Annotated in this window: 22 protein-coding genes; 15 read left to right on the forward strand and 7 right to left on the reverse strand. The window is 66.7% G+C overall.

The features are described from left to right. Positions 1–58 precede the first annotated feature (58 nt). The 6 genes from KNJ79_RS03545 (at position 59) to KNJ79_RS03570 (ending at position 7,547) form a co-directional block, all read left to right on the forward strand. Positions 59–451 carry an endonuclease domain-containing protein gene (locus tag KNJ79_RS03545; protein WP_317152815.1) on the forward strand — a complete coding sequence of 131 codons (393 nt, stop codon included), beginning with the start codon at positions 59–61 and terminating at the stop codon, positions 449–451. A 38-nt stretch (positions 452–489) separates the two neighbouring features. Continuing rightward, on the forward strand, positions 490–1,182 hold the full coding sequence (locus KNJ79_RS03550) for a GNAT family N-acetyltransferase (protein WP_317153853.1): 693 nt from the start codon (positions 490–492) through the stop codon (positions 1,180–1,182). Continuing rightward, a complete protein-coding gene (gene ligA / locus KNJ79_RS03555) occupies positions 1,179–3,422 on the forward strand; it encodes an NAD-dependent DNA ligase LigA (protein WP_317152816.1) in 2,244 nt (747 codons plus the stop codon). The genes KNJ79_RS03550 and ligA overlap by 4 nt, the downstream gene beginning before the upstream one ends. A gap of 102 nt (positions 3,423–3,524) precedes the next feature. After that, positions 3,525–4,694, forward strand: a complete 1,170-nt coding sequence (locus KNJ79_RS03560; RefSeq protein WP_317152817.1) for a sterol desaturase family protein — start codon at positions 3,525–3,527, stop codon at positions 4,692–4,694. A gap of 391 nt (positions 4,695–5,085) precedes the next feature. Then, positions 5,086–5,475 carry a hypothetical protein gene (locus KNJ79_RS03565; RefSeq protein WP_317152818.1) on the forward strand — a complete coding sequence of 130 codons (390 nt, stop codon included), beginning with the start codon at positions 5,086–5,088 and terminating at the stop codon, positions 5,473–5,475. 74 nt (positions 5,476–5,549) lie between these two features. Continuing rightward, positions 5,550–7,547 (forward strand): TonB-dependent receptor family protein, encoded by a 1,998-nt coding sequence (locus tag KNJ79_RS03570; protein ID WP_317152819.1) that lies wholly within the window; start codon positions 5,550–5,552, stop codon positions 7,545–7,547. Positions 7,548–7,878: 331 nt separating this feature from the next. On the opposite strand, the gene KNJ79_RS03575 is transcribed toward KNJ79_RS03570, so the two are convergent. Continuing rightward, positions 7,879–8,763 (reverse strand): sterol desaturase family protein, encoded by an 885-nt coding sequence (locus KNJ79_RS03575; RefSeq protein ID WP_089215256.1) that lies wholly within the window; start codon positions 8,761–8,763, stop codon positions 7,879–7,881. Between the two features lie 87 nt (positions 8,764–8,850). Here KNJ79_RS03575 and KNJ79_RS03580 point away from each other — a divergent pair, with 87 nt between their 5' ends. The 8 genes from KNJ79_RS03580 to KNJ79_RS03615 all read left to right on the forward strand — a co-directional run bounded on the left by KNJ79_RS03580 (position 8,851) and on the right by KNJ79_RS03615 (position 15,834). Beyond that, the gene (locus KNJ79_RS03580; protein WP_317152820.1) at positions 8,851–9,483 is read left to right on the forward strand and encodes a Crp/Fnr family transcriptional regulator; all 633 of its coding nucleotides are present in this window, start codon (positions 8,851–8,853) and stop codon (positions 9,481–9,483) included. Positions 9,484–9,501: 18 nt separating this feature from the next. Beyond that, on the forward strand, positions 9,502–10,272 hold the full coding sequence (modA, locus tag KNJ79_RS03585) for a molybdate ABC transporter substrate-binding protein (RefSeq protein ID WP_317152821.1): 771 nt from the start codon (positions 9,502–9,504) through the stop codon (positions 10,270–10,272). A 45-nt stretch (positions 10,273–10,317) separates the two neighbouring features. Continuing rightward, positions 10,318–11,013, forward strand: a complete 696-nt coding sequence (modB, locus tag KNJ79_RS03590; protein WP_317152822.1) for a molybdate ABC transporter permease subunit — start codon at positions 10,318–10,320, stop codon at positions 11,011–11,013. After that, the gene (locus KNJ79_RS03595) at positions 11,003–11,623 is read left to right on the forward strand and encodes a molybdenum ABC transporter ATP-binding protein (RefSeq protein WP_317152823.1); all 621 of its coding nucleotides are present in this window, start codon (positions 11,003–11,005) and stop codon (positions 11,621–11,623) included. The genes modB and KNJ79_RS03595 overlap by 11 nt, the downstream gene beginning before the upstream one ends. A gap of 39 nt (positions 11,624–11,662) precedes the next feature. Next, positions 11,663–12,535, forward strand: a complete 873-nt coding sequence (gene phhA / locus KNJ79_RS03600) for a phenylalanine 4-monooxygenase (protein ID WP_317152824.1) — start codon at positions 11,663–11,665, stop codon at positions 12,533–12,535. 158 nt (positions 12,536–12,693) lie between these two features. After that, the gene (locus KNJ79_RS03605) at positions 12,694–13,353 is read left to right on the forward strand and encodes a DUF1013 domain-containing protein (RefSeq protein ID WP_245836592.1); all 660 of its coding nucleotides are present in this window, start codon (positions 12,694–12,696) and stop codon (positions 13,351–13,353) included. Positions 13,354–13,360: 7 nt separating this feature from the next. Beyond that, on the forward strand, positions 13,361–14,488 hold the full coding sequence (locus KNJ79_RS03610) for an MBL fold metallo-hydrolase (protein ID WP_317152825.1): 1,128 nt from the start codon (positions 13,361–13,363) through the stop codon (positions 14,486–14,488). Between the two features lie 92 nt (positions 14,489–14,580). Next, a complete protein-coding gene (locus KNJ79_RS03615; protein WP_089215249.1) occupies positions 14,581–15,834 on the forward strand; it encodes a multidrug effflux MFS transporter in 1,254 nt (417 codons plus the stop codon). 16 nt (positions 15,835–15,850) lie between these two features. Here KNJ79_RS03615 and KNJ79_RS03620 read toward each other — a convergent pair whose 3' ends face one another. Then, entirely contained in the window at positions 15,851–16,075 is a 225-nt protein-coding gene (locus KNJ79_RS03620; RefSeq protein ID WP_317152826.1) for a hypothetical protein, read from the reverse strand. Positions 16,076–16,255: 180 nt separating this feature from the next. Here KNJ79_RS03620 and KNJ79_RS03625 point away from each other — a divergent pair, with 180 nt between their 5' ends. Beyond that, entirely contained in the window at positions 16,256–17,425 is a 1,170-nt protein-coding gene (locus tag KNJ79_RS03625) for a DUF481 domain-containing protein (RefSeq protein WP_317152827.1), read from the forward strand. On the opposite strand, the gene KNJ79_RS03630 is transcribed toward KNJ79_RS03625, so the two are convergent. The 5 genes from KNJ79_RS03630 to KNJ79_RS03650 all read right to left on the reverse strand — a co-directional run bounded on the left by KNJ79_RS03630 (position 17,422) and on the right by KNJ79_RS03650 (position 21,468). Next, complete coding sequence (locus KNJ79_RS03630; protein ID WP_317152828.1) at positions 17,422–17,877, reverse strand: VOC family protein; 456 nt, start codon at positions 17,875–17,877, stop codon at positions 17,422–17,424. The genes KNJ79_RS03625 and KNJ79_RS03630 overlap by 4 nt on opposite strands. A 4-nt stretch (positions 17,878–17,881) precedes the next feature. Further along, positions 17,882–19,405 (reverse strand): fumarate hydratase, encoded by a 1,524-nt coding sequence (locus KNJ79_RS03635; protein ID WP_317152829.1) that lies wholly within the window; start codon positions 19,403–19,405, stop codon positions 17,882–17,884. A gap of 190 nt (positions 19,406–19,595) precedes the next feature. Further along, positions 19,596–20,477 carry a hypothetical protein gene (locus KNJ79_RS03640; RefSeq protein ID WP_317152830.1) on the reverse strand — a complete coding sequence of 294 codons (882 nt, stop codon included), beginning with the start codon at positions 20,475–20,477 and terminating at the stop codon, positions 19,596–19,598. Positions 20,478–20,481: 4 nt separating this feature from the next. Continuing rightward, entirely contained in the window at positions 20,482–20,946 is a 465-nt protein-coding gene (locus KNJ79_RS03645; RefSeq protein ID WP_089215244.1) for a Fur family transcriptional regulator, read from the reverse strand. 90 nt (positions 20,947–21,036) lie between these two features. After that, entirely contained in the window at positions 21,037–21,468 is a 432-nt protein-coding gene (locus KNJ79_RS03650; RefSeq protein ID WP_317152831.1) for a MerC domain-containing protein, read from the reverse strand. Positions 21,469–21,565: the final 97 nt, after the last annotated feature.

The following is a 21,565-nucleotide window of genomic DNA, read 5'->3' on the forward strand; positions in this document are numbered from 1 at the left end:
TCGAGCCCGACCGAGCTTCACCACCCCCATCCCCTCCTCTGAAGAGGAGGGGCTTGTTATGACGGGCCGTCGCACCATGCTTGCGCGCGCCGCGTCGATGCGGCGAGAGCCTACAGAGGCCGAAAAACGGTTATGGCGCTATCTGTCCGGCGCCAGGCTTGGCGGATTGAAATTCCGGCGCCAGGCAATAATCGGCAACCGGATCGCTGATTTCTTCTGTCCGGCGAAAGGGCTTATCGTGGAAATTGACGGCGATACGCACGACCGGGAGCGGGACGAGGCACTGGATCGCCGGCTGGTCGAGCAATATGGCTATCGAACGCTTCGCCTGACCAACGCCGATGTGCTCGATAACATGGACGGCGTGCTGCACCATATCGAAGACGTGGCGCGCCATTTGCCCGACCGATGGCCCCACCCCAACCCCTTCCCTGAAGGGGAGGGGCTTTGAAAGACACCTTTCACCCCCTCGACCGCCCCGTCTGGTCGATGCTCACCGGACGCCAGGCGCATCTCGCGACGGGCGACGCACGGGCGGTGCGGATTGATCGCGGCTATGGGCCATTCGGCGCCGCCGCCGATAGGGGCGCCGCGGCGCAGGCGGCGCTCGCGGCGCTGGTCCCCGATGACGGTGAACTGTGGATCGTCGAGGGCGAGCCATGGCCGCTGCCGCCGGGCACGCGCGAGGTGAAGCGCGCGGTGCTCGCGCAGATGGTCGCCGAAGGGCCGCCGCCCGCCCTGCGCGCCGGCGCGCCCGCGATGGTGCCGCTTTCCGATGCCGACGCGCCCGACATGGCGGCGCTTGCGACACATGCGAAGCCGGGGCCGTGGGGGCCGGCGACGCATCGCTATGGCCCCTTTTTCGGCGTGCGCGAAGACGGGCGGCTGCTCGCGATGGCGGGGCAGCGGATGCTGATGCCCGGCATGGCCGAGGTCAGCGGGGTCGCGACCTGGGCCGACTGCCGCGGGCGCGGGCTCGCGCGGGCACTGATCGGCCATGTCATGCGCGCGATGGCGGCGCGCGGCGAGACGCCCTTCCTGCACAGCTATGCCGACAACGCCGGCGCGATCGCGCTCTATGAAACGCTCGGCTTCCGCATCCGGCGACAGGTGCATGTGCTGGTGATCGCGCGATTGGATACTCGCGCCGAGTTCGCGTCGGTGGCAAAAGCCGGGGCATGACCGATATCGAATCGCTGACCGAGGCCGAAGCCGCGAACGAGCTGATGCGGCTTGCCAAACAGATCGCGCACCACAACAAACTCTATCATGCCGAGGATAGCCCGGAGATTTCGGACGCCGACTATGACGCGCTCGTCCGCCGCAACAATGCGATCGAGGAGGCTTTTCCGCATCTGATCCGCGCCGACAGCCCGAACCGGCTGATCGGCGCCGCGGTCGAGGCGTCGCCGCTCGCCAAGGTCACCCATGCGGTGCGGATGATGAGCCTCGACAACGCCTTCGCAGCCGAGGATGTCGAGGAATTCGTGGCGCGCGTGCGGCGTTTCCTGGCACTGGGCGAGGGCGAGGCGGTCGCGCTGACCGCCGAGGACAAGATCGACGGCCTCTCCTGCTCGCTGCGCTATGAAAAGGGCGAGCTCGTTCAGGCGGCGACGCGCGGCGACGGCACGGTGGGGGAGGACGTCACCGCCAATGTGCGCACGATCACCGACATTCCGCAGAAACTTTCTCCCCTCCCGCGTGCGGGAGGGGTCGGGGGAGGGTCTGTTTCGTCAGAAGCGGCGCGCGACATGCCCTCCCCAAACCCCTCCCGCACGCGGGAGGGGCTTCATGACATCCCCGACGTCTTCGAGATCCGCGGCGAGGTCTATATGGCCAAGGCCGATTTCGCCGCGCTCAATGCCCGCCTGCTCGCCGAGGCCGACGACCCCGAAAAGGCGCGCCAGTTCGCCAATCCGCGCAACGCCGCGGCGGGCTCGCTGCGCCAGAAGGACGCGAGCGTCACCGCGTCGCGCCCGCTGCGCTTCCTTGCGCACGGCTGGGGCGAGGTCAGCGACGTGCCGGAGGCGACGCAGTTCGCGATGATGAAGCGCATCGAAAGCTGGGGCGTGCCGGTGTCGCCGTTGCTGAAGCGCTTGGACGATGCCGCGGGCGTGCTCGACCATTATCGCACGATCGAGGCCGAACGCGCCGACATGCCCTATGACATCGACGGCGTCGTCTATAAGGTCGACCGGCTCGACTGGCAGCAACGGCTGGGCTTCGTCGCCAAGGCGCCGCGCTGGGCCATCGCGCATAAATTCCCCGCCGAACGTGCGCAGACGACGCTCGAAGCCATCGACATCCAGGTCGGGCGCACCGGCAAGCTGACCCCCGTCGGGCGGCTCACCCCCGTCACCGTCGGCGGCGTCGTCGTGTCGAACGTCACGCTCCACAATCGCGACGAGATCGAACGGCTCGGCGTGCGGCCGGGCGACCGCATCGTCGTCCAGCGCGCGGGCGACGTGATCCCGCAGGTCGTCGAAAACCTCACCCGCGACGAAAAGCGCGATCCCTATGTCTTTCCCGATCATTGCCCGGTGTGCGGCAGCGAGGCGGTTGCCGAAGAGGGCGAGGTCGATGTGCGCTGCACCGGCGGCCTCATTTGCGCGGCGCAGAAATTCGAGCGGCTGCGCCATTTCGTCAGCCGCGGCGCGCTCGACATCGAAGGGCTGGGCGAAAAGAGCATCGAGGAATTTCTGGCGCTCGGCTGGCTCGACAAGGGGCCGGCGGACATTTTCCGGCTGAAGGCGCACCGCGACGAATTGCTCGGGCGCGAGGGGTGGAAGGAGAAATCGGTCGACAATCTGCTTGCCGCGATCGAGGCGAAGCGCGAACCCGATGCGGCGCGGCTGCTCTTCGGCCTCGGCATCCGGCACATCGGCGCGGTGACGGCGCGCGATCTGCTCAAGGGATTGGGCGATATAAGGCGCCTGCCCGGCAAGGCGGCCGAATTGCGCGCCTGGGGCGACGCCAATCCGCGCGAGGAAGGCGAGTCCGACGGCAAATATGCGAGCCGCAAGCTCGACGCGATCAAGGCGATCCTCGAGGTGCGCGCCGACGGCATCGGCCCCGCGGTCGCCGAGGCGCTGAGCGACTTTTTCCACGAACCGCACAACCGTGCGCTGTGGGACGATCTGTTCGGCGAAGTGTCGCCGCCGCTCTATGTCGTCGAGACGCAGGAGAGCGAGGTCTCGGGCAAGACCGTCGTCTTCACCGGCAAGCTCGAGACGATGAGCCGCGACGAGGCGAAGGCGCAGGCCGAACGGCTGGGCGCGAAGGCCGCGGGATCGGTGAGCGCGAAGACCGATCTCGTCGTCGCGGGGCCGGGCGCGGGGTCGAAGCTCAAACAGGCGAGCGCGCTCGGCATCCGCGTGATCGACGAAGCGGAGTGGGCGAAGATCGTCGAGGCGGCGGGATAGATTTTAGCTCGTCACCCCGGACTTGATCCGGGGTCCACGGCGCGGGGGGCGGAAATGGATGCCGGATCAAGTCCGGCATGACGATGGTGAGGGACGGCGCAAATGGCGAAACGCGACTATCTGCAAAATCTGATGCGCGACCTCGAATCGCCCACCGAGGTGCGGCGGTTCGGGAGCGGGTGGCTGTCGGGCTTCTTCGCGCTGCTGTTCGCGATCAGCGGTTTCTTCATGGTCGTCGCGCTGCGCTTTCCCGACTGGTTCGCGACCCCCGAGCTCGAAGTGGTCAAGGGCTGGACCGGCTTTCGCGGCGCGGTGCATCTCGTCCTGCTCGCGAGTTACGGCCTGTCGCTGCTCAGCCTGCTGCTGCGTCCGCGCAAGATACTCGGGCTCACCGCGCTGATGATCGGTCTCGCCGCCGCGCTGATGGGCGGGGCGAACGTCCAGCCCGCCGAGACGCGCGACTGGGGGATTTTCTTCGGGCTCGACTTCTTCGTCGTGAACCTGCTCGTCACCGGCTTCATGTTCGCGCCATTGGAACGCGCTTTTCCGCATCGCCGCGCGCAGCGGCTCTTCCGCACCGAATGGCGCGAGGATCTCTTCTACTATCTCGTCAGCACGATGTTCGTGCAGATACTGGGCTTCCTCGCGCTCGCGCCGCAGGCGTTCGTCAACGACCATACGAGTAGCTGGGCGGCGTTCCGCGCCGGGGTCGCGTCGCTGCCGTGGGTCGTGCAGTTCGCGATCGTGCTCGTCGCGTCGGATTTCGTGCAATATTGGTTCCACCGCAGCTTCCACCGCTTCCCCTTCCTGTGGGGGTTCCATGCGATTCACCACAGCGCGAAGTCGATGGACTGGCTCGCGGGGTCGCGGATGCATTTTGTCGAAATCATCCTCCTGCGCTCGATCACCTCGCTACCGCTGTTCACGCTCGGGTTCAGCCCGTCGGTGATGCAGGCCTATATCGGCTTCGTCTATGTCTGGTCGTCGCTGCTTCACGCCAATGTCGGGGGCAATTTCAACCGGCTCGGCCACTGGCTCGCGACCCCGCGCTTCCACCATTGGCACCACGGGCTCGAACGCGAGGCGTTCGACGTCAATTTCGCGATCCACTTCCCCTTCCTCGACAAGCTGTTCGGCACCTTTCATCTGCCCAAGGATCGCTGGCCCGAAAATTACGGCATCCCCGAAGATGTTCCGAAAAACTATGCCGGCCAATTCCTCTATCCGTGGACGCGCACGGGAAAGAAGACCGACGGGGCGCCGGCCGAATAGGGCGCCAGGGCAATCGCATAGGATCTCACCGCACCCCCTGTCTCGTCACCCTGAACTTGTCTGACGATTATCCCTATTGCATCCATATGCCCCGTCATTGCGAGCGAAGCGAAGCAATCCAGAGCGGTTTACGCACACTCTGGATTGCTTCGCTTCGCTCGCAATGACGAAATCCGGAATAGGGATGCGAAGGGATTATTCGCCAACTTGTTTCAGGGTCCATGGTCTGCCCTTTCTAGCTTCGCGGCGCTTGTTCAAAGGATGGGCCATGGATGCTGAAACAAGTTCAGCATGACGAAGGGCTGGGAAGGAGCAAAGCCTTATACGATTGCTCTGAATGGGACGATTTGTCCGCTTGTCAGGCGGTAGCGTGCGCCATAAGGGCGCTTCCGTGGGCATCCTCGCCGCCTTGCGCCGTCCCGGCATCCTGCTGCTGCTTCCCGTGCTGCTGGCGCTCGCCGCGCGCACCTTCGTCGCGCCGGGCTGGATGATCGAGAGCGATGCGAGCGGGTCGATCACCGTGCGCGTCTGTTCGGACCCGGCGAACCCCGGCGCCACCTTGACCATCCCGCTCGAAAAGAGCGGCGACCACCAAGCGTCGAAAAATCAGCATTGCCCGTGGGGCGCGCTTGGCGTTGCACCGATCGTCCCCGACACGCCGGTGCTTCCCGAGGCGCTCGCGCTCGTCGCGCCCGCGCCGACCCCGACCCTGCTGTTCGGCTTCGCGCCGGGCGCCGCGTCGCCGCTGCCGCCGAGCACCGGACCGCCCGCCTTCGCCTGAATCCAGCCTGACCGGCCGGCCACGCAGTCCCGCGTGCGCCGGTCCGCACCTGTATTCCATGCGAAGGATTAAATATGAAAACCGAAGTGACCCGCGCGGCGCCCCTGCTGGCGCTCGCCCTTGCCATGCCCGCGGCGGCCGATGCCGCAGACGCCGACCGCACGATCATCGTCACCGCGCCCGGCGAAACCGACGCCGCCGAAGCGCGTGCCGACAAGACCCCCGGCGGCACCGACGTCGTCGCCCATGAAGACTATGCTGACAAGTCGATCGTCTCGCTGCGCGACACGCTCGCCTTCTCGCCCGGCGTCTATCTCCAGCCGCGCTTCGGGCAGGAGGTGCGCATCGCGATCCGCGGCTCGGGCCTCTCGCGCGGCTATCATATGCGCGGGATCACGCTGCTCCAGGACGGGGTGCCGATCAACCTCGCCGACGACAATGGCGATTTTCAGGAACTCGAACCGATCTTCTTCGACCATCTCGAAGTCTATCGCGGCGCCAATGCGCTGCGCTTCGGCTCGGGGACGCTCGGCGGCGCGATCAATGGCGTGACGCCGACCGGACGCACCGCCGGGGGCGTCTATCTGCGCGGCGACGCCGGCAGCTTCGACAGTGTTCGCGGCCTCGTGTCGGCGGGCGTCGCGAGCGATCGCGTCGATGCGTGGGGCGCCGTCAGCGCCGACACGTCGGACGGCGACCGCGACCACGCCCGGCGCCACAGCCTGCGCTTTCACGGCAATGTCGGCATGAAACTGGCCGACAGGATCACGACGCGCCTCTATGCGAGCTACAATAATATCGATCAGCAGCTTCCCGGTGCGCTGACCTATGACGAGGCGTTGACCACGCCGCGTCAGGCTAATGCGGGCAGCGTCGCGGGCGATCAGGCGCGCGACATCGAATCGCTGCGGCTCCAGAACCGCACCAGCTTCGATTTCGGGCGGGCGAAGCTCGACGTCGGGGTCTTTCTGAACGCCAAGTCGCTCTATCACCCGATCTTTCAGGTCGTCGATCAAAAGAGCGTCGACCGCGGCGGCTATGTCCGCCTCGACTATGCAGGCGGACCGGTCGAAGCGACGCTGGGCGGCGAGCTGCGCGTCGGCGACGTCAATTCGAAGCGTTTCGTCAACAATGCCGGAAAGCGCGGCGCCAGGACCTTCGATGCGAAGCAGGATGCGCGCACCGCGACGCTCTATGGCGAGCTCCGCTTCAAGCCGGTCGAGACGCTCTCGCTGATCGCAGGCGGCATCTACGCCGACGGGATGCGCGAGCAGCACGAGACGTTCAACAGCTTTGCAGGCGGCACGGTGGACAACCGCGGCCGCGCTGATTTCGACAGTTTCTCGCCGAAATTCGGGCTGTTGTTCGAGCCCGTGGCGGGGGTGCAAGTCTATGGCAATTACAGCCGCTCGGCCGAATTCCCCGGCTTCATCGAGCTGGCGCAGGTGTCGACCTTCGTCCCGCTCGATGCGCAGACCGCGTGGACGGCCGAGATCGGAACGCGCGGGCAGGCGGGTGTCGTAAGCTGGGACCTCTCGCTCTATCGCGCCGATGTGAAGGACGAGCTCTTGCAATATACGGTAAGCGCCGACATTCCCGCCTCGACCTTCAACGCGGGCAAGACGCGGCACGAGGGGATCGAGGCCGCGGTCGAATTCGCGCCGGTCGACTGGTTGCGGCTGCGGCAGGTCTATAGCTACAGCAATTTCCGCTTCCGGGGCGACGTCGAGTTTGGCGACAACCGCCTGCCGGTGGTGCCCCGCCACGTCTACCGCGCCGAACTGCGCCTCGGCACCGATGCGCTGCATATCGCGCCGAACCTCGAATGGGTGCCGCAGGGACCCTATGCCGACTACAGCAACACCGTGCGCACGCCGGGCTACGCGCTGCTCGGCTTCACCGCCGGTGCGCGCGTGACCCGCGGCATCGACGCTTTCCTCGACGTGCGCAACCTGACCGGCAAGAAGGCGATCGGCGACATCGGCGCGGTGATCGCCGCGACCGATGCTTCGGCAATCTATTACCCGGTCGAACGCCGCGCGGTCGCTGCCGGCCTTCGCGCGCGGTTCTAGGGTCCAGACCCATTATTTACGGGTCCGAGGCGTCGAAATGGCGAAGATATCGGGTTCGGGCGGGTGCAGCGGGTAGCATCGCTACCCGCAAGGCCGCGTGGGCCCGAGATCGAAGCCATTTCGGCGTCCCTTCGGGATTTGACCGATTTTGTCCATTGCTTCGTCGGCAAGCCTTGAAATATCGACATATTCCGGCGCCTTGCCTCCTCGCACTGAACAAAATCGCTTCAAACCTCGGACCCGTAAATAATGGGTCTGGACCCTAGAAGAAATGCTGTGTGCTCCCGCGCCGCCTTCGGCTCTGCGGGGACACACGCCCTTATACTCGAAGCTACGCCGGTTCGGCCGCCGCCCGCTGTGATGCGGACGCGACCGGCGCGGCGCCGGGGATCACCGCATTCACATCCTTATTCTCGGGAAAGATCGGCCACAGCAGTTGCTGGCCCAGCGTCGCGGGCGGCAGATCCTCGACGCCGTAGCTTTCGGGGAAGCGCCGCGTGATCTTGGCGGTCCCGAACAGCACGTCCCAGAAGAAGAGCAGATTCCCGTAATTGCCCTTGTAGTTCACGGCGGGGTCGCTCGCGTGGCGGCCGTGGTGCGCATGGTGCGTCGCGGGGGTGCTGATCGTGCGTTCGACCACCCACATCACCGGCGCGAGCGCCTTGATCCGATAGAGCGGCGCGTCCCACGCGACATCACTGTGCGCGCCGATGATCACCGCCATCTTCACGATCAGGTAAAAGGCGTAGAACCAGCCGAGCCCCAGATAGACGAGCACCCCGGCAGTCCAGAGGTTCGGCATCATCGCATAATAGATGATGTTGTTCCGATAGACGAGCCGCACGCTCATATAGCGCGCATTATGGTGCGCGCGGTGCAGGTTGTAGAGCCATGGCGTGCTGTGCGACGCGCGGTGCCACCAATATTGCGCCATATCCTCGCAGACGAGGAACAGCGCGAGCGCGGCATACCAGGGGGTATCGACCAGCGCGCCTTCCCAGGCGGGGAAGAAGGCGTGGCCCAGCGCACCGACCGCGAGCAGGATCGCGGGCTGCGTCACCGCCAACAACGCGAACATGCTGACGATCTCGACGATCGCGTCGTGGCGCGACTGTTCGGGCTTGGCGAAAAATTGCGTGCGAAGGATCTCGATCAGGCAAAAGACCAGGTAGATTCCCGCGACAATCAGGCTCGATTGGGCCGAAGTCAGATGCATCCCGTATCTCCCGCTGCGATGCGCGCCACTTGTCTTTTGCCGGCAGTTGTCACAAGAGGGCGGACAGGAATGCAAAGAAGTTATCAATTGACCCTTGCCGAGCGCACGCGGCTGTCCGCCGACGAGCGCGCGCGCCTGCTCGGGCTGGCACCCGCGCGCAGCTTCGCCGACGGGCAGTTCGTCCAGCATCAGGGCGACCCCGGCGATGCCTTCTGGGCGGTGATGGAAGGACATGTGCTCGTCGGGCGCTATGCGGAGGATGGCGGCTTCACGGCTTTCGGGGTCATCGGCCCCGGCGACATGTTCGGCGAGCTCGCCTTCTTCACCGGCATCCCGCGGCAGGCCGACGCGGTGGCGAGCGGGCCGGCGCGGCTCGTCGCCATCGACCGGCCGCTGCTGCGCCGGCTGATGCAGGAGGATGTCGGCTGGGCCGAGCTGCTGTTGCGCAGCCTGGGCCGCCAGCTCGCCGTCTCGCTCGACATCATCGACGCCGAGCGGCGGCTGCCGGTCGTCGAACGGCTGCTGCGGCTGCTGCGCGCGATGGCCGCCGACGGACCAGACGGTGCAAGCGTCCGCGCGACGCAGCAGCAACTCGCCGACCTGCTCGGCGTGTCGCGCGTGACGCTCGGCGCGGCGCTGCGCGAACTCGCCGCGCGGGGCCTCGTCGAGCCGGGCTATGGCCGCATCGCGCTCAAGGCGCCGCTTTCGCCTGCGGGGTGAGGCGGCTATAGCCGGGACATGCCCGCCCTTCTTCGCCGCCGGTTCATGCTCTTCCTCGCCGCCATCCTGCTCGCGCCCGCCGCGGCCGCCGCCGAGCGCGGCCCGCTCGTCCTCGCGGCGGCGAGCCTTCAGGAATCGCTCACCGCCGCCGCCGATGCCTGGGCGGCGAAAGGCCATCCGCGCCCCGTGCTCTCCTTCGCCGGATCGTCGGCGCTCGCGCGGCAGATCATCGCCGGCGCACCCGCCGATCTCTTCCTGTCGGCCGACGAGCCGTGGATGGATGCGGCCGAGAAGGCGGGGCGGATCGAGGCGGGCACGCGCACGACGCTGCTCGGCAACCGGCTGGTGCTGATCGGCCCGGCGTCGGGCACGCTAAGGCTCGCCCCGGCGCGCGGCTTTCCGCTCGCGCACGCGCTCGGCGGCGGACGGCTCGCGGTGGCGAATCCCGACGCGGTGCCCGCGGGCAAATATGCGAAGGCGGCGCTGACCGCGCTCGGCGTGTGGAACGGCGTCGCGGGCAAGCTCGCGCCCGCTGAAAATGTCCGCGCCGCGATGGCGCTCGTCGAGCGCGGCGCGGCGCCGCTCGGCATCGTCTATGCGACCGACGCGAAGGCATCGAAGCGGGTGAGGGTGGTCGGCGTCTTTCCGGCATCGAGCCATCCGCCGATCCGCTATCCGGTGGCGCAGCTGAAAACCTCGCGCCATCCCGACGCGGCGGCTTTTCGCGCCTTCCTCGTATCGAAGGCGGGCCGCGCAATCTTTGCGCGCTATGGCTTTTCGGCGCCCTGAAGGCATGTGGATGCAAACCGACAGCCAGAAAATGATCGCGCCCTGATGCTGTCGGCGGAAGAATGGGGGATCGTCGTCCTGTCGCTGAAGGTCGGCGGGGCCGCGGTGCTCGCGATGCTGCCGATCGCCTTTGCGCTGGCGTGGATTCTCGCGCGCTATCGCTTTCCCGGGCGGCTGCTGGTCGATGGCCTCGTCCATTTGCCGCTCGTGCTGCCGCCGGTCGTCACCGGCTGGCTCCTGCTCATCGCCTTCGGTCCGCTCGGCCCCGCCGGCCGCTGGCTCGAAAGCTGGTTCGGGGTCAGCGTGATGTTCCGCTGGACCGGCGCGGCGCTCGCTGCGGCGATCATGGCGCTGCCGCTGATGGTGCGCGCGATGCGGCTGTCGATCGAGGGGATCGACCGGCGCTACGAGGGCGCGGCGCGCACGCTCGGTGCCGGGCGCTGGCACGCCTTTCGGACGATCAGCCTGCCGCTCGCGCTGCCCGGCGTGCTCGCGGCGCTGGTGCTCGGCTTCGCGCGCTCGATCGGTGAGTTCGGCGCGACGATCACCTTCGTCTCGAACATCCCGGGCGAGACGCGCACCTTGCCGCTCGCCATCTATTCGGCGTTGCAGGTGCCGGGGGCCGAGGCGATGGCGACGCGGCTCGCGCTCTTTTCGGTCGCGCTGTCGCTCGCGGCGCTGATCCTTTCCGAATGGCTCGTGCGCCGCACTCACGCCGGAAGGGTGCGGCATGGCGATTGAGATCGACGTCGCGAAACGGCTCGGCGATCGCACGATCGCCGCGGCCTTTACCGCCGGTCCCGGCCTGACCGCGCTGTTCGGCCCGTCGGGGGCGGGGAAGACGAGCCTGCTCAACATGGTCGCGGGGCTGCTCCGCCCCGACCGCGGGCATATCCGCATCGGCGAGCGGACGCTGTTCGGCGCCGGCATCGACCTGCCGCCCGAAGCGCGGCGCATCGGTTATGTGTTTCAGGACGGGCGGCTCTTTCCGCATCGCCGCGTGCGCGCCAACCTGCTCTATGGCCACGATCTCGCCGCGCCCGCCGAGCGCTGGATGAGCCTCGACGAAGCCGCCGCCTTCCTGGGTATCGTGCATCTGCTCGACCGCTGGCCGCGCAGCCTGTCGGGGGGCGAGGCGCAGCGCGTCGCGATCGGCCGCGCGCTGCTGCGCGGGCCGGAGATATTGCTGATGGACGAGCCCTTGTCGTCGCTCGACGCGGCGCGGCGCGGCGGCATCATGGCCGTGATCGAGCGCATCCGCGACGAACTCGCGCTGCCGATCCTCTATGTCAGCCACGACCGCGCCGAGGTCGACCGGCTCGCGACGCAGGTGGTGGCCATCGGAGAATAAAGTTTCACTTGAAACCAATTTCGTGATAGAAGTGACGCCATGGAGAGCGACTTTACCCACGTCCACGAAACCCCGCCGCCGGGCGCCGCGCCCGACTGGACGATTGCGCAGGATTGGGGGGCGTTCACCGCCGACGAACATGCGATGTGGGACCGGCTGTTCGCGCGACAGTCGGCGATGCTGCCCGGCCGCGCCGCCGACGCCTTCCTGCGCGGGATCGACGTGCTCAAGCTCGAAAAGCCGGGGATTCCCGACTATCGCGAATTGAACGCGCGGCTGACGGACGCGACCGGCTGGCAAGTCGTCGCGGTGCCTGGGCTCGTCCCCGACGACGTCTTCTTCGACCATCTCGCGAACCGGCGCTTTCCCGCGGGCAATTTCATCCGCACGCCGCAGCAGCTCGATTATCTGAAGGAACCCGACGTCTTCCACGACGTCTTCGGCCATGTTCCGATGCTCGCCGATCCGGTGTTCGCCGACTATATGGTCGCCTATGGCAAGGGCGGGCTGCGCAGCCTGAAATATGACGCGCTGAAGCAGCTCGCGCGGCTCTATTGGTATACGGTCGAATTCGGCCTGATCCGTGAGGGCGGGGGCCTTCGCATCTATGGCGCGGGCATCGTCTCTTCCTATGCCGAAAGCGTCTTCGCGCTCGATTCGGACAGCCCGAACCGCATCGGCTTCGATTTGGCGCGCGTGATGCGCACCGATTACCGGATCGACGATTTCCAGCAGAATTATTTCGTCATCGACAGCCTCGAACAGTTGCTCGACGTGACGGTGAACACCGATTTCGCGCCGCTCTATGCCGCCAACGCCGCGCTGCCGCCGATCCCGATCGCCGACATCCTGCCCGAGGACGCGGTGATCACGCGCGGCACGCAGGAATATGCGCTGGCAAAGAGCGGGTAAGCGCGCACGACTTTTTCCGGCGATTGCGATAGGGTCGGCGCCGAACCCGCCGAATCCGCAGGGCTTGCCGCTTTGGCCAAACCGGTATAAAGCCGCCGCCAATGTCCGGCCGCCCCGCGAGGGGCGGCCCTTATTATTTCCGCCCGTGGAGACTAGTCATGGCCAATGCCAATCCGACCCCGCTGATGCCGCACGCGACCGCCGCCTGGCTGGTTGACAATACAGGCCTCACCTTCGCCCAGATCGCCGATTATTGCGGCATCCACATCCTCGAGGTGCAGGCGATCGCCGACGAGACCGCGGCGACCAAATATACCGGCCGCGACCCGGTCCGCGCGCACGAGCTGTCGCTCGAAGAGATCGAAAAGGGCCAGAAGGACCCCAATTACAAGCTCAAGATGAGCGTGCAGGCGCAGGACACGATCCGCCGCACCCGCGGTCCGCGCTACACGCCGGTCAGCAAGCGCCAGGACAAGCCCGACGGCATCGCCTGGATCCTGAAGAACCATCCCGAAGTGTCCGACGGCGCGATCGGCAAGCTGATCGGCACGACGCGCAACACGATCGGCGCGATCCGCGACCGCAGCCACTGGAACAGCGCGAACATCGTCCCCAAGGATCCGGTGACGCTCGGCCTCTGCTCGCAGCGCGAACTCGATGCGATCGTCGCCAAGGCGGCGAAAAAGGCGGGGATCAAGGCGCCCGAGGACAGCCGCCTCGAAGGCGACCGCGAAGCGCTGCTCGAGGAACTGCGCGCCGAACGCGCCGCGGCCGCCGAAGCGCTCGAAGCCGAGGAAATCCACGAAGAGCGGGATTGATCGCGGCATGGCGGGGCGCGGCGACGACGACGGCATCCCGACGGGCACCGGCTCGCCCGACGCCTCGCTGACGCAGGACGACAGCTTCACTGCGACGAGCCACGCGGGCCTCACCTATCCGTGGGGCGAGGCCGCGCCGGGCGCGGGCGAGACGATCCGCATTGCGAACGGGATCAGCTGGGCGCGCATTCCGATGCCGGGCTCGCTTGGCCATATCAACAGCTGGCTGCTCGACGATGATGACGGGATCGCGGTCGTCGATACCGGCATCTGCCTGACGCTCTGTTCGGATGCGTGGAAGGCGCTCTATGCCGGCGCGCTGTCGGATGCGCGCATCACGCGCGTGATCGGCACCCACCTCCACCCCGACCATATCGGGCTCGCCGGCTGGATCGCGAAGAAGCGCGGGGTCAAGCTGTGGATGACGCGCGGCGAAATGCTCACCGCGCGCACGATCGTCGGCGACACGAGCGAGACGGTGCCCGAAGAGGTGCTCGTCCAGTCGCGCGCCGCCGGCTGGAGCGAAGAGGCGATCGAACGCCAGCGCGGCGAAGGCTGGGGCCGCTTCGCCGCGATGATCTTTCCGCTGCCGCGCAGCTATGTGCGGATCAAGGACGGCGATCTGCTCGACATGGGCGCGCAGAAATGGCGCGTCGTCACGGGATCGGGGCACAGCCCCGAACATGCCTGCCTGTGGAACGAGCGCGAGGGCGTGCTCGTCTCGGGCGATCAGGTGCTGCCGCGGATCAGCTCGAACGTGTCGGTGAACATCACCGAACCCGACGCCGATCCCCTGGGCGAATGGCTCGCGTCGATCGACAAGCTGCTCGCGACCGTCCCCGCCGACGTGCTCACCTGCCCCGCGCACGGCGAGCCGTTCAAGGGGCTGCACGTCCGCCTGACCGCGCTGCGCGACGAGCATCGCATGCGCCTCTACAAGCTCGCCGAGGCGGCGGCGGAGGCGCCGATGCGCGCGGTCGACACCTTCCCGCTGCTCTTCAACCGCCCGATCGGCGAGCATAATCAGGGGCTCGCGACCGGCGAGGCGCTTGCGCATCTGAAGCGGCTCGAGGTCGAGGGGCGCGTGACCAGGGAGGATCGCGACGGCGTCTGGTGGTATCACGGCGTCGCATAGTCGGTGTAAACCCCACCGACCGTAGGCGAATAGCTATGAAGCACCGGTCGGCTCTGGCCAAAAGAGCCGATCCTGTTCATAGCGTTGCCGCAATGCACAATTCGACTCGTCCCTCGTCCGCCCCGACGGCCCGGCTTCCCGGCGACCGCGAGATGGTGCTGATGATGGCGATGGTGATGGCGCTCAACGCGCTCGCCATCGACTCGATGCTGCCCACCCTGCCGGCGATCGGCCAGGCGCTTGGCGTAACCGTGCCCAACGACCGACAATATGTGATCTCGGTCTATCTGCTCGGCGTCGGCTTCGGCTCGCTCGTCTATGGGCCGCTCGCCGACCGTTTCGGGCGCAAGGGCGTCCTCGTTCCGGCGCTCGTCGCCTATACCTTGTTCGCGATCGGCTGCGGGCTCGCGACGAGCTATCCGATGCTGCTCGCGCTGCGCTTCGGCCACGGCCTCACCAGCGCCGCACTCGGCGTGATCGTCGTTGCGGTGATCCGCGACCTGTTCGTCGGCGATGCGATGGCGAAGCGCATGTCGCTGATCTTCCTCGTCTTCATGATCGTGCCGATCATCGCGCCGTCGATCGGCGCCGGCGTCGCCGCGATCGCGGGGTGGCGTGCCATCTTCTTCCTCTTCGCCGCGATGGCGCTGCTGATGCTCCTCTGGCTTCGCCGCCTCCCCGAAACGCTCGAGCCGCACGACGTGCGCAAGCTCGACTGGCGGACGATGGTCGCGGGCTGGGTGACGGTGACGCGGCACCGCCGCGCCGCGGGCTATATGATCGCTTCGGGGCTGATGCAGGGCGCGCTGTTCGGCTATCTCAACAGTAGCGAGCAGATCATCGCCGAAGTGTTCGACGCGCGCACATTGTTCCCGCTGATCTTCGCCTGCGTCGCGATCGGCATCGCGATCGCCAATTTCTCGAACGCGCGCATCGTCGAGCGCTTCGGCGCGCGCCGCGTGTCGCAAACGGCGGTCTTCGCCTTCATGGCGACCGCGGCGATGCAGATCGTCGCGGCATTGAGCGGCGCCGAGACGCTGGTGATGTTCACGGTGCTGATGATGGTCAACGTCGGACTCATCGGCTTCATCGGCAGCAATTTCGGTTCGATCGCGATGGAGGATTTCGGTCATATGGCGGGCGTCGCATCCTCCTATCAGAGCTTTGCCAAGACGCTGCTCGCCGCGGTCGTCGGTGCTGCGATCGGCCAGCAATATGACGGCACGACCCTGCCGCTCGCCTATGCCTTCATGCTCTGCGCGGCGGTCGGCCTGGCGCTCGTGCTGTGGGCCGAAGGCGGCAAACTCTTCACCCGCCCCGGAACCGCGCCGAAAAGCCCTTTCTGAGCAATGCCGTGCGGCATCAATCGCCGCGATGCATCACCCAGCTGAACGCCATCGCGTTGAAGATGGTATAGAGGCCATAGAGCATCAGCGCGGTGAACCAGTTCCGCGTCGCGATCGCCATCGCGCCGACGAGCAGCAGGAATTCGAAGACATAGGTGACGTGCGGCCCGACCTTGTCGGCGAGCGGCTTCACCATCTGTTGCACCAGCGGATCGTCGCTCTCCATAAAAGCACGGTGCATCGCGAAATTACCGACTCCAGCGCAAAAGATGGCGAAAAATGCGATCAGCATAGGTTTGCACATGGGGGGTTAAGGGTGGAAATGCCAGTCGCTTTGCGCTTATGAGCGGGCCGGGGGGAGGCGAAGCCCCTCGATCCGATCGAGAGATCCTCACCTCCTCCCCGGCGAAGGACCCGTTCGATGAAGAAATTTGCACCGCTGTCGGCATTTGCCCTGCTGCTCGCTTCGGGCGCCTCGCCAGTGCGCGCACAGATGGCTGACCCGACGGTGTCGCCGCTGCTCATCCCGCCCGCGGTGACGGGCCTGGTGCTCGAAACCGCACCCAAGCCGCTGCCCGACGCCGTGCGCGCGATGATCGAGGCCGCGCTCGATGGCGGCAAGAAGAGCGAGGTCGACACCGTGGTGTCGCTCGCCAAAGCGACCAATCCGCGCTCGATCGACGACATCGACGCGATCCTCGCCGCCTTCGAGGCGCGGCGTCAGGGCGACCTCGCGGCCGATCCCGATCCGGTCGGCGACATGCTCGCCGCGGCGATGGCGAGCAAGAAGGACGGCGACGTCGAAGCGGTCGGCAAACTTGCAAAGAAAGCGCGCCCCGACAAGGCGGCGGAGATCGACGCGATGCTCGCCGATTATCGCGCGAAACGCGCGCAGGAAAAGGAGGCGGCCGCCGCCGCCGAACGCGAGCGGCTTGCGAACGCGAAGATCTGGGAAAACTGGAAGGGCGAGGGACAGATCGGCGCCTCGCTGAGCAGCGGCAACACCGATTCGAAGGGCCTCAGCCTTGGCGTCGCGCTGACGCGCAAGGGGCTCGACTGGAACAATCGCGTGATGGCGCAGGCCGATTATCAGCGCACCAACGGCAAGACGACGGTCGAGAAGTTCATCGCCGAATATGAACCGCAATACCGGCTCAACGACCGCACCTTCGTCTTTGGTCTCGGCCGCTGGGAACGCGACCATATGCAGGGCTTCGACGCGCGCTGGAACGTATCGGGCGGCCTCGGCTACAAGGTGATCGACGGCAAGGCGATGACGCTCAACCTGAAGGCGGGGCCGGCGTGGCGCCAGACCGACTTCATCGACGAGCCCGACGACAGCGAAATCACGGGCCTCGCCGGGGTCGATTTCGGATGGCAATTGTCGCCGGCGCTGAAGCTTACCTCGACCGCCTCGACGATCGTCGGCGAAACGACGACGTCGACCAGTTCGCTGACCGCGCTCAACGCGAAGCTGTCGGGCGCGCTCACCGCGCGCATCGCCTATTCGGCCGCCTATGACACCCACCCCGCGCCGGGGGTCGAAAAGCTCGACACGCTGACGCGCTTCACGCTGGTCTACGGCTTCTAGTCGAACACTTCGGCGCCGCCGATCCGTTGCCCTTCGGCAAGCAGGCCGGCGCCGGGGACGTGGTTGAATTCGATGCGGATGCCGTCGGGGTCCTCGAACAGGATCGAATAATAGCCGGGCGCCCACGGCTCTTCCTGTGGCCCATGGACGAAGACGATGTCGCTGCGGTCCTTCAAAAAGGCATAAAGGCGGTCGACCGCGTCGCGGTCGCGCATCCGGAAGCAGGCATGGTGGAGCCCCGGTGCGCCCTGGTCGAAGCGCTTGCCGGCATTTTCGGGGCTGCCGGTGCGGATGCCGATCGCGGTGCGCCCGCCGACGCCATAGAGCATCGCGTCATTGTCGAGCACCAGCTTGAGCTCGAGATAGCGGATGACGTCGCGCCAGAAAGCGGTCGAACGTTCGAAATCGCCCGCGGTCAGGATGACGTGCGCGACGCCGTTGAGGTCGGACATGGCCTTACACTTCCTCCAGCAACCCCTCGTCCCTGATCCGCTTCTGCCACACCAGCGGCGCGTTGACGTGGACATTCTGGCCTTCGCTGTCGACCGCGACGGTGACGGGGAAGTCCTTGACCTCGAATTCGTAGATCGCCTCCATGCCGAGGTCGGCAAAGCCGACGACCCTGCTGCCCTTGATCGCGCGCGCGACCAGATAGGCGGCGCCGCCGACGGCCATCAGATAGGCGCTCTTGTGCTTCGCGATCGCCTGGGTCGCGGCGGGGCCGCGTTCGGCCTTGCCGACGCAGGCTAGCAGGCCCTGTTCGAGCATCATATCCATGAACTTGTCCATGCGCGTCGCGGTGGTCGGACCCGCCGGCCCGACGATTTCCTCGCCCACCGGATCGACCGGGCCGACATAATAGATGACGCGGCCCCTGAATTCGACGGGCAGCTCCTCGCCCTTTGCCAGCATGTCGGCAATGCGCTTGTGCGCGGCGTCGCGGCCGGTGAGCATCTTGCCATTGAGGAGCAGGCGGTCGCCCTGCTTCCAGTTCGCGACCACCTCGGGCGTCAGCGTGTCGAGGTCGACGCGCTTCGCAGCGCTGTCGGGCGCCCATTCGATCTCAGGATAGTCGGCGAGCACCGGCGGTTCGAGGAAGGCAGGGCCGCTGCCGTCGAGCGTGACGTGGGCGTGGCGCGTCGCGGCGCAATTGGGGATCATCGCGACGGGCTTCGACGCGGCGTGGGTCGGCCAGTCCCTGATCTTGACGTCGAGCACGGTCGAAAGGCCGCCGAGCCCCTGCGCGCCGATGCCGAGCGCATTGACCTTTTCATACAGCTCGATGCGCAGCTCCTCGAGCGGCGAGGCGGGGCCGCGCGCGAGCAACTCGGTCATGTCGATCGGGTCCATCAGCGATTGCTTGGCGAGCAGCATCGCCTTTTCGGCGGTGCCGCCGATGCCGATGCCGAGCATTCCCGGCGGACACCAGCCGGCGCCCATCTGCGGCACCATGTCGAGCACCCAGTCGACGATGCTGTCGCTCGGGTTCAGCATCTTGAACTTCGACTTGTTCTCGCTGCCGCCGCCTTTCGCCGCGACGTCGATATGCACCTTGTCGCCGGGCACCATCTCGACGTTGAGCACCGACGGGGTGTTGTCCTTTGTGTTGACGCGGCTGAAGGCCGGATCGGCGAGGATCGAGGCGCGCAGCTTGTTGTCGGGGTGGAGATAGGCGCGGCGCACGCCCTCGTCGACGACCTGTTGCAGGCTGCGCGGGGAGTCGAGGCGGCAGTCCATGCCCCATTTGATGAAGACGGTGACGATGCCGGTATCCTGGCAGATCGGGCGATGACCCTCGGCGCATAGGCGGCTGTTCGACAATATCTGCGCCATCGCGTCCTTCGCGGCGGGCGACACTTCGCGCTCGTAAGCAGCCCCGAGCGCGCGGATATAGTCCATCGGGTGGAAATAGCTGATATACTGGAGCGCGTCGGCGATCGTCTCGATCAGATCGTCTTCGCGGATGATGACGCTATTCATGCAGGCAGTCCTTCGTCCGTTGTTCGGATTCGCGGGTTTCCCTAGACCCGGCGTCCGGCCACGAAAAGGGGGGTATAAACCGTGTGCTCCCGCGAAGGCGGGAGCCCATCTCCCGACGGCCCAATCTTGCACCGGTCGGAGATGGATCCCCGCCTTCGCCGGGACACACGAATGTTCACAGGCGTTTCAGTCAAAGATGATCATGTCTTAAACGCTTGCGGCCGAAACGGCTGGCGGACGTGATCGGGGCCAGCTCTCGGTGCGGGGCAGTGCGCCGTGGCGGCGGTGCCGGTTCGAAATCGGCGAGCGGACGTCCGTGCGCGAGTGCGCGCCAGCTGCCGGTCGCGGCGAGCGCGAACAGGCCGATCCAGCCGGCGCCGACCGCTGCGGGCAGCGTCCAGCCGAACGCCGGCGGCGAAACCAGCGCCATCGGAATCGTGATCGTCGGCGCCATGACGAGCGAAGCGGGAAGCTGCCAGCGGGGGCCAAGCTCGGTCATGCCATAGGCGATGACCAGATTGGCGAGGCCGAGCAGCACGAACTTCGCGCCGGCCGGCCCCGGCAGGCTCGCCATCGAAGGCGAATAGTCGCCGAGGGTGAAAGCCGATTGAATCTCGAAGAGCAGCGCATTTTCCCAGGCGTCGCACAGCGCGGCCGCCAAGGGCAGCGCAATGGCCGCGAACAGCACGCGCGACCGCAGCTCGCGCCACAGGGCATAGATGCCGCACGCCAGAAAGCCGGCGTAGAAGAGCAGGAAGAGACAGTCGCCCTCATTCCCCGCGCGCATCGCGGCGAGCCGCGCGACCTGCAGCGGGTCGCTTTCGGGGCCGAAGACGGCGAGCAGGTCGGCTTGGCCGCGCGCGAATTCGAAGGCGAGCACCGGCGAGCCATAGCCGTCGGCGAACCCCGCGCCCGTCGCCGGGAAGGTCTGCGCGAGTTTGATGCCGAAAAGCAGCACCGCGATTCCAAAGGCCAGCGCCGCATACCAGGCGCGTGCGGGTGCGGGTGCGCGAAGCCGCTGCGCCTCGAACCATTGCTGGAGCCGCGTGCCGTCGGACGCGGCGCGCATCATCGCCTCACTGACACTCGGCGCATTTGCCGCGCACTTCGATCACCGGACGTTCGGCCGAAAAGCCCGTCGCCTCGGCAGCGGCGCGGACGCCGCCCGCAATCTTGTCGTCGTCGACATGCACCGCGGCGCCGCAGCTGTCGCAGATCAGGAAGATGCAGTCGTGCAGGCAGCCCGGGTGGCTGTTCGCGACGAAGGCGTTCGCGCTCTCGACCCGGCGCACCAGATTGTTCGCGACGAACAGGTCCAGAATCCGGTAAACGCTGTTCGGCGCGACGCGCTTTCCGCGATTTTGCGAAACGATGTCGGCGATTTCATAGGCGCTCGCGGGCTTGCCGATTTGGGCGACCGCGTCGAAGATGGCGGCGCGCATATCGGTCCAGGCTTCGCCGCCCTTCTCCAGCGTGTCGCGCGCCGCTTTCGCGAGCGAGGCGCCGCTGGCTTCGATATGCTTATGCTCATGCTTGCCCATGGCCGATCCTCTGCGCGCGGGGGAGAAATGCCCCGTGCCCGGACAATGTAAGCCTTCCGGCAGGGCCTCGCAAGCTGTGGCGATTGCGGATCAGTGCGTTGCGCGTCTGTTAAGATCGTGGCCGAGCGCCACGACGGCGACGCCGATCATCGTCGCCAGCACCTCGCTGCCGTCGTGCGGCCTGGCGAGCGCCCCCGCCATGATGCCGAGCCCGAAGCTGCCGACCGCGAAAGGCATCATATAGCCGTGGCTGAGCACCCCCGCGAGCAGGGTCACCAGCGCGAAGCCGATCGCGATGACCAGCCCGACCTCGTGAAACAGGGGGTTGTGCAGCACGCCGCCGACCGATGCGATCGACGCGAAGAAGATCGTGGTCGCGAGGCAATGGACGAGGCACAGGCCCGACAGGCCCATCGCGAGTTGGTCGCCCGAGAGCGAGGTCAGCGGCCGCGAATCGCGCGCAGCCCGCACAATCGCGCCGAGGCGCGTCAGGGCAGGGGTCTGGCTGGCGACGTGGGTCACCCGATTCTCCGTGGCCGGTGGGACGGGCAGCGATATGGCATAACATGACAGAGGTTACAACATAACATTGCAGCTGCCATCGAATGGGCGAAAGGCC

The sequence above is a fragment of the Sphingopyxis indica genome (assembly GCF_032879645.1).
Lineage (GTDB): Bacteria > Pseudomonadota > Alphaproteobacteria > Sphingomonadales > Sphingomonadaceae > Sphingopyxis > Sphingopyxis indica.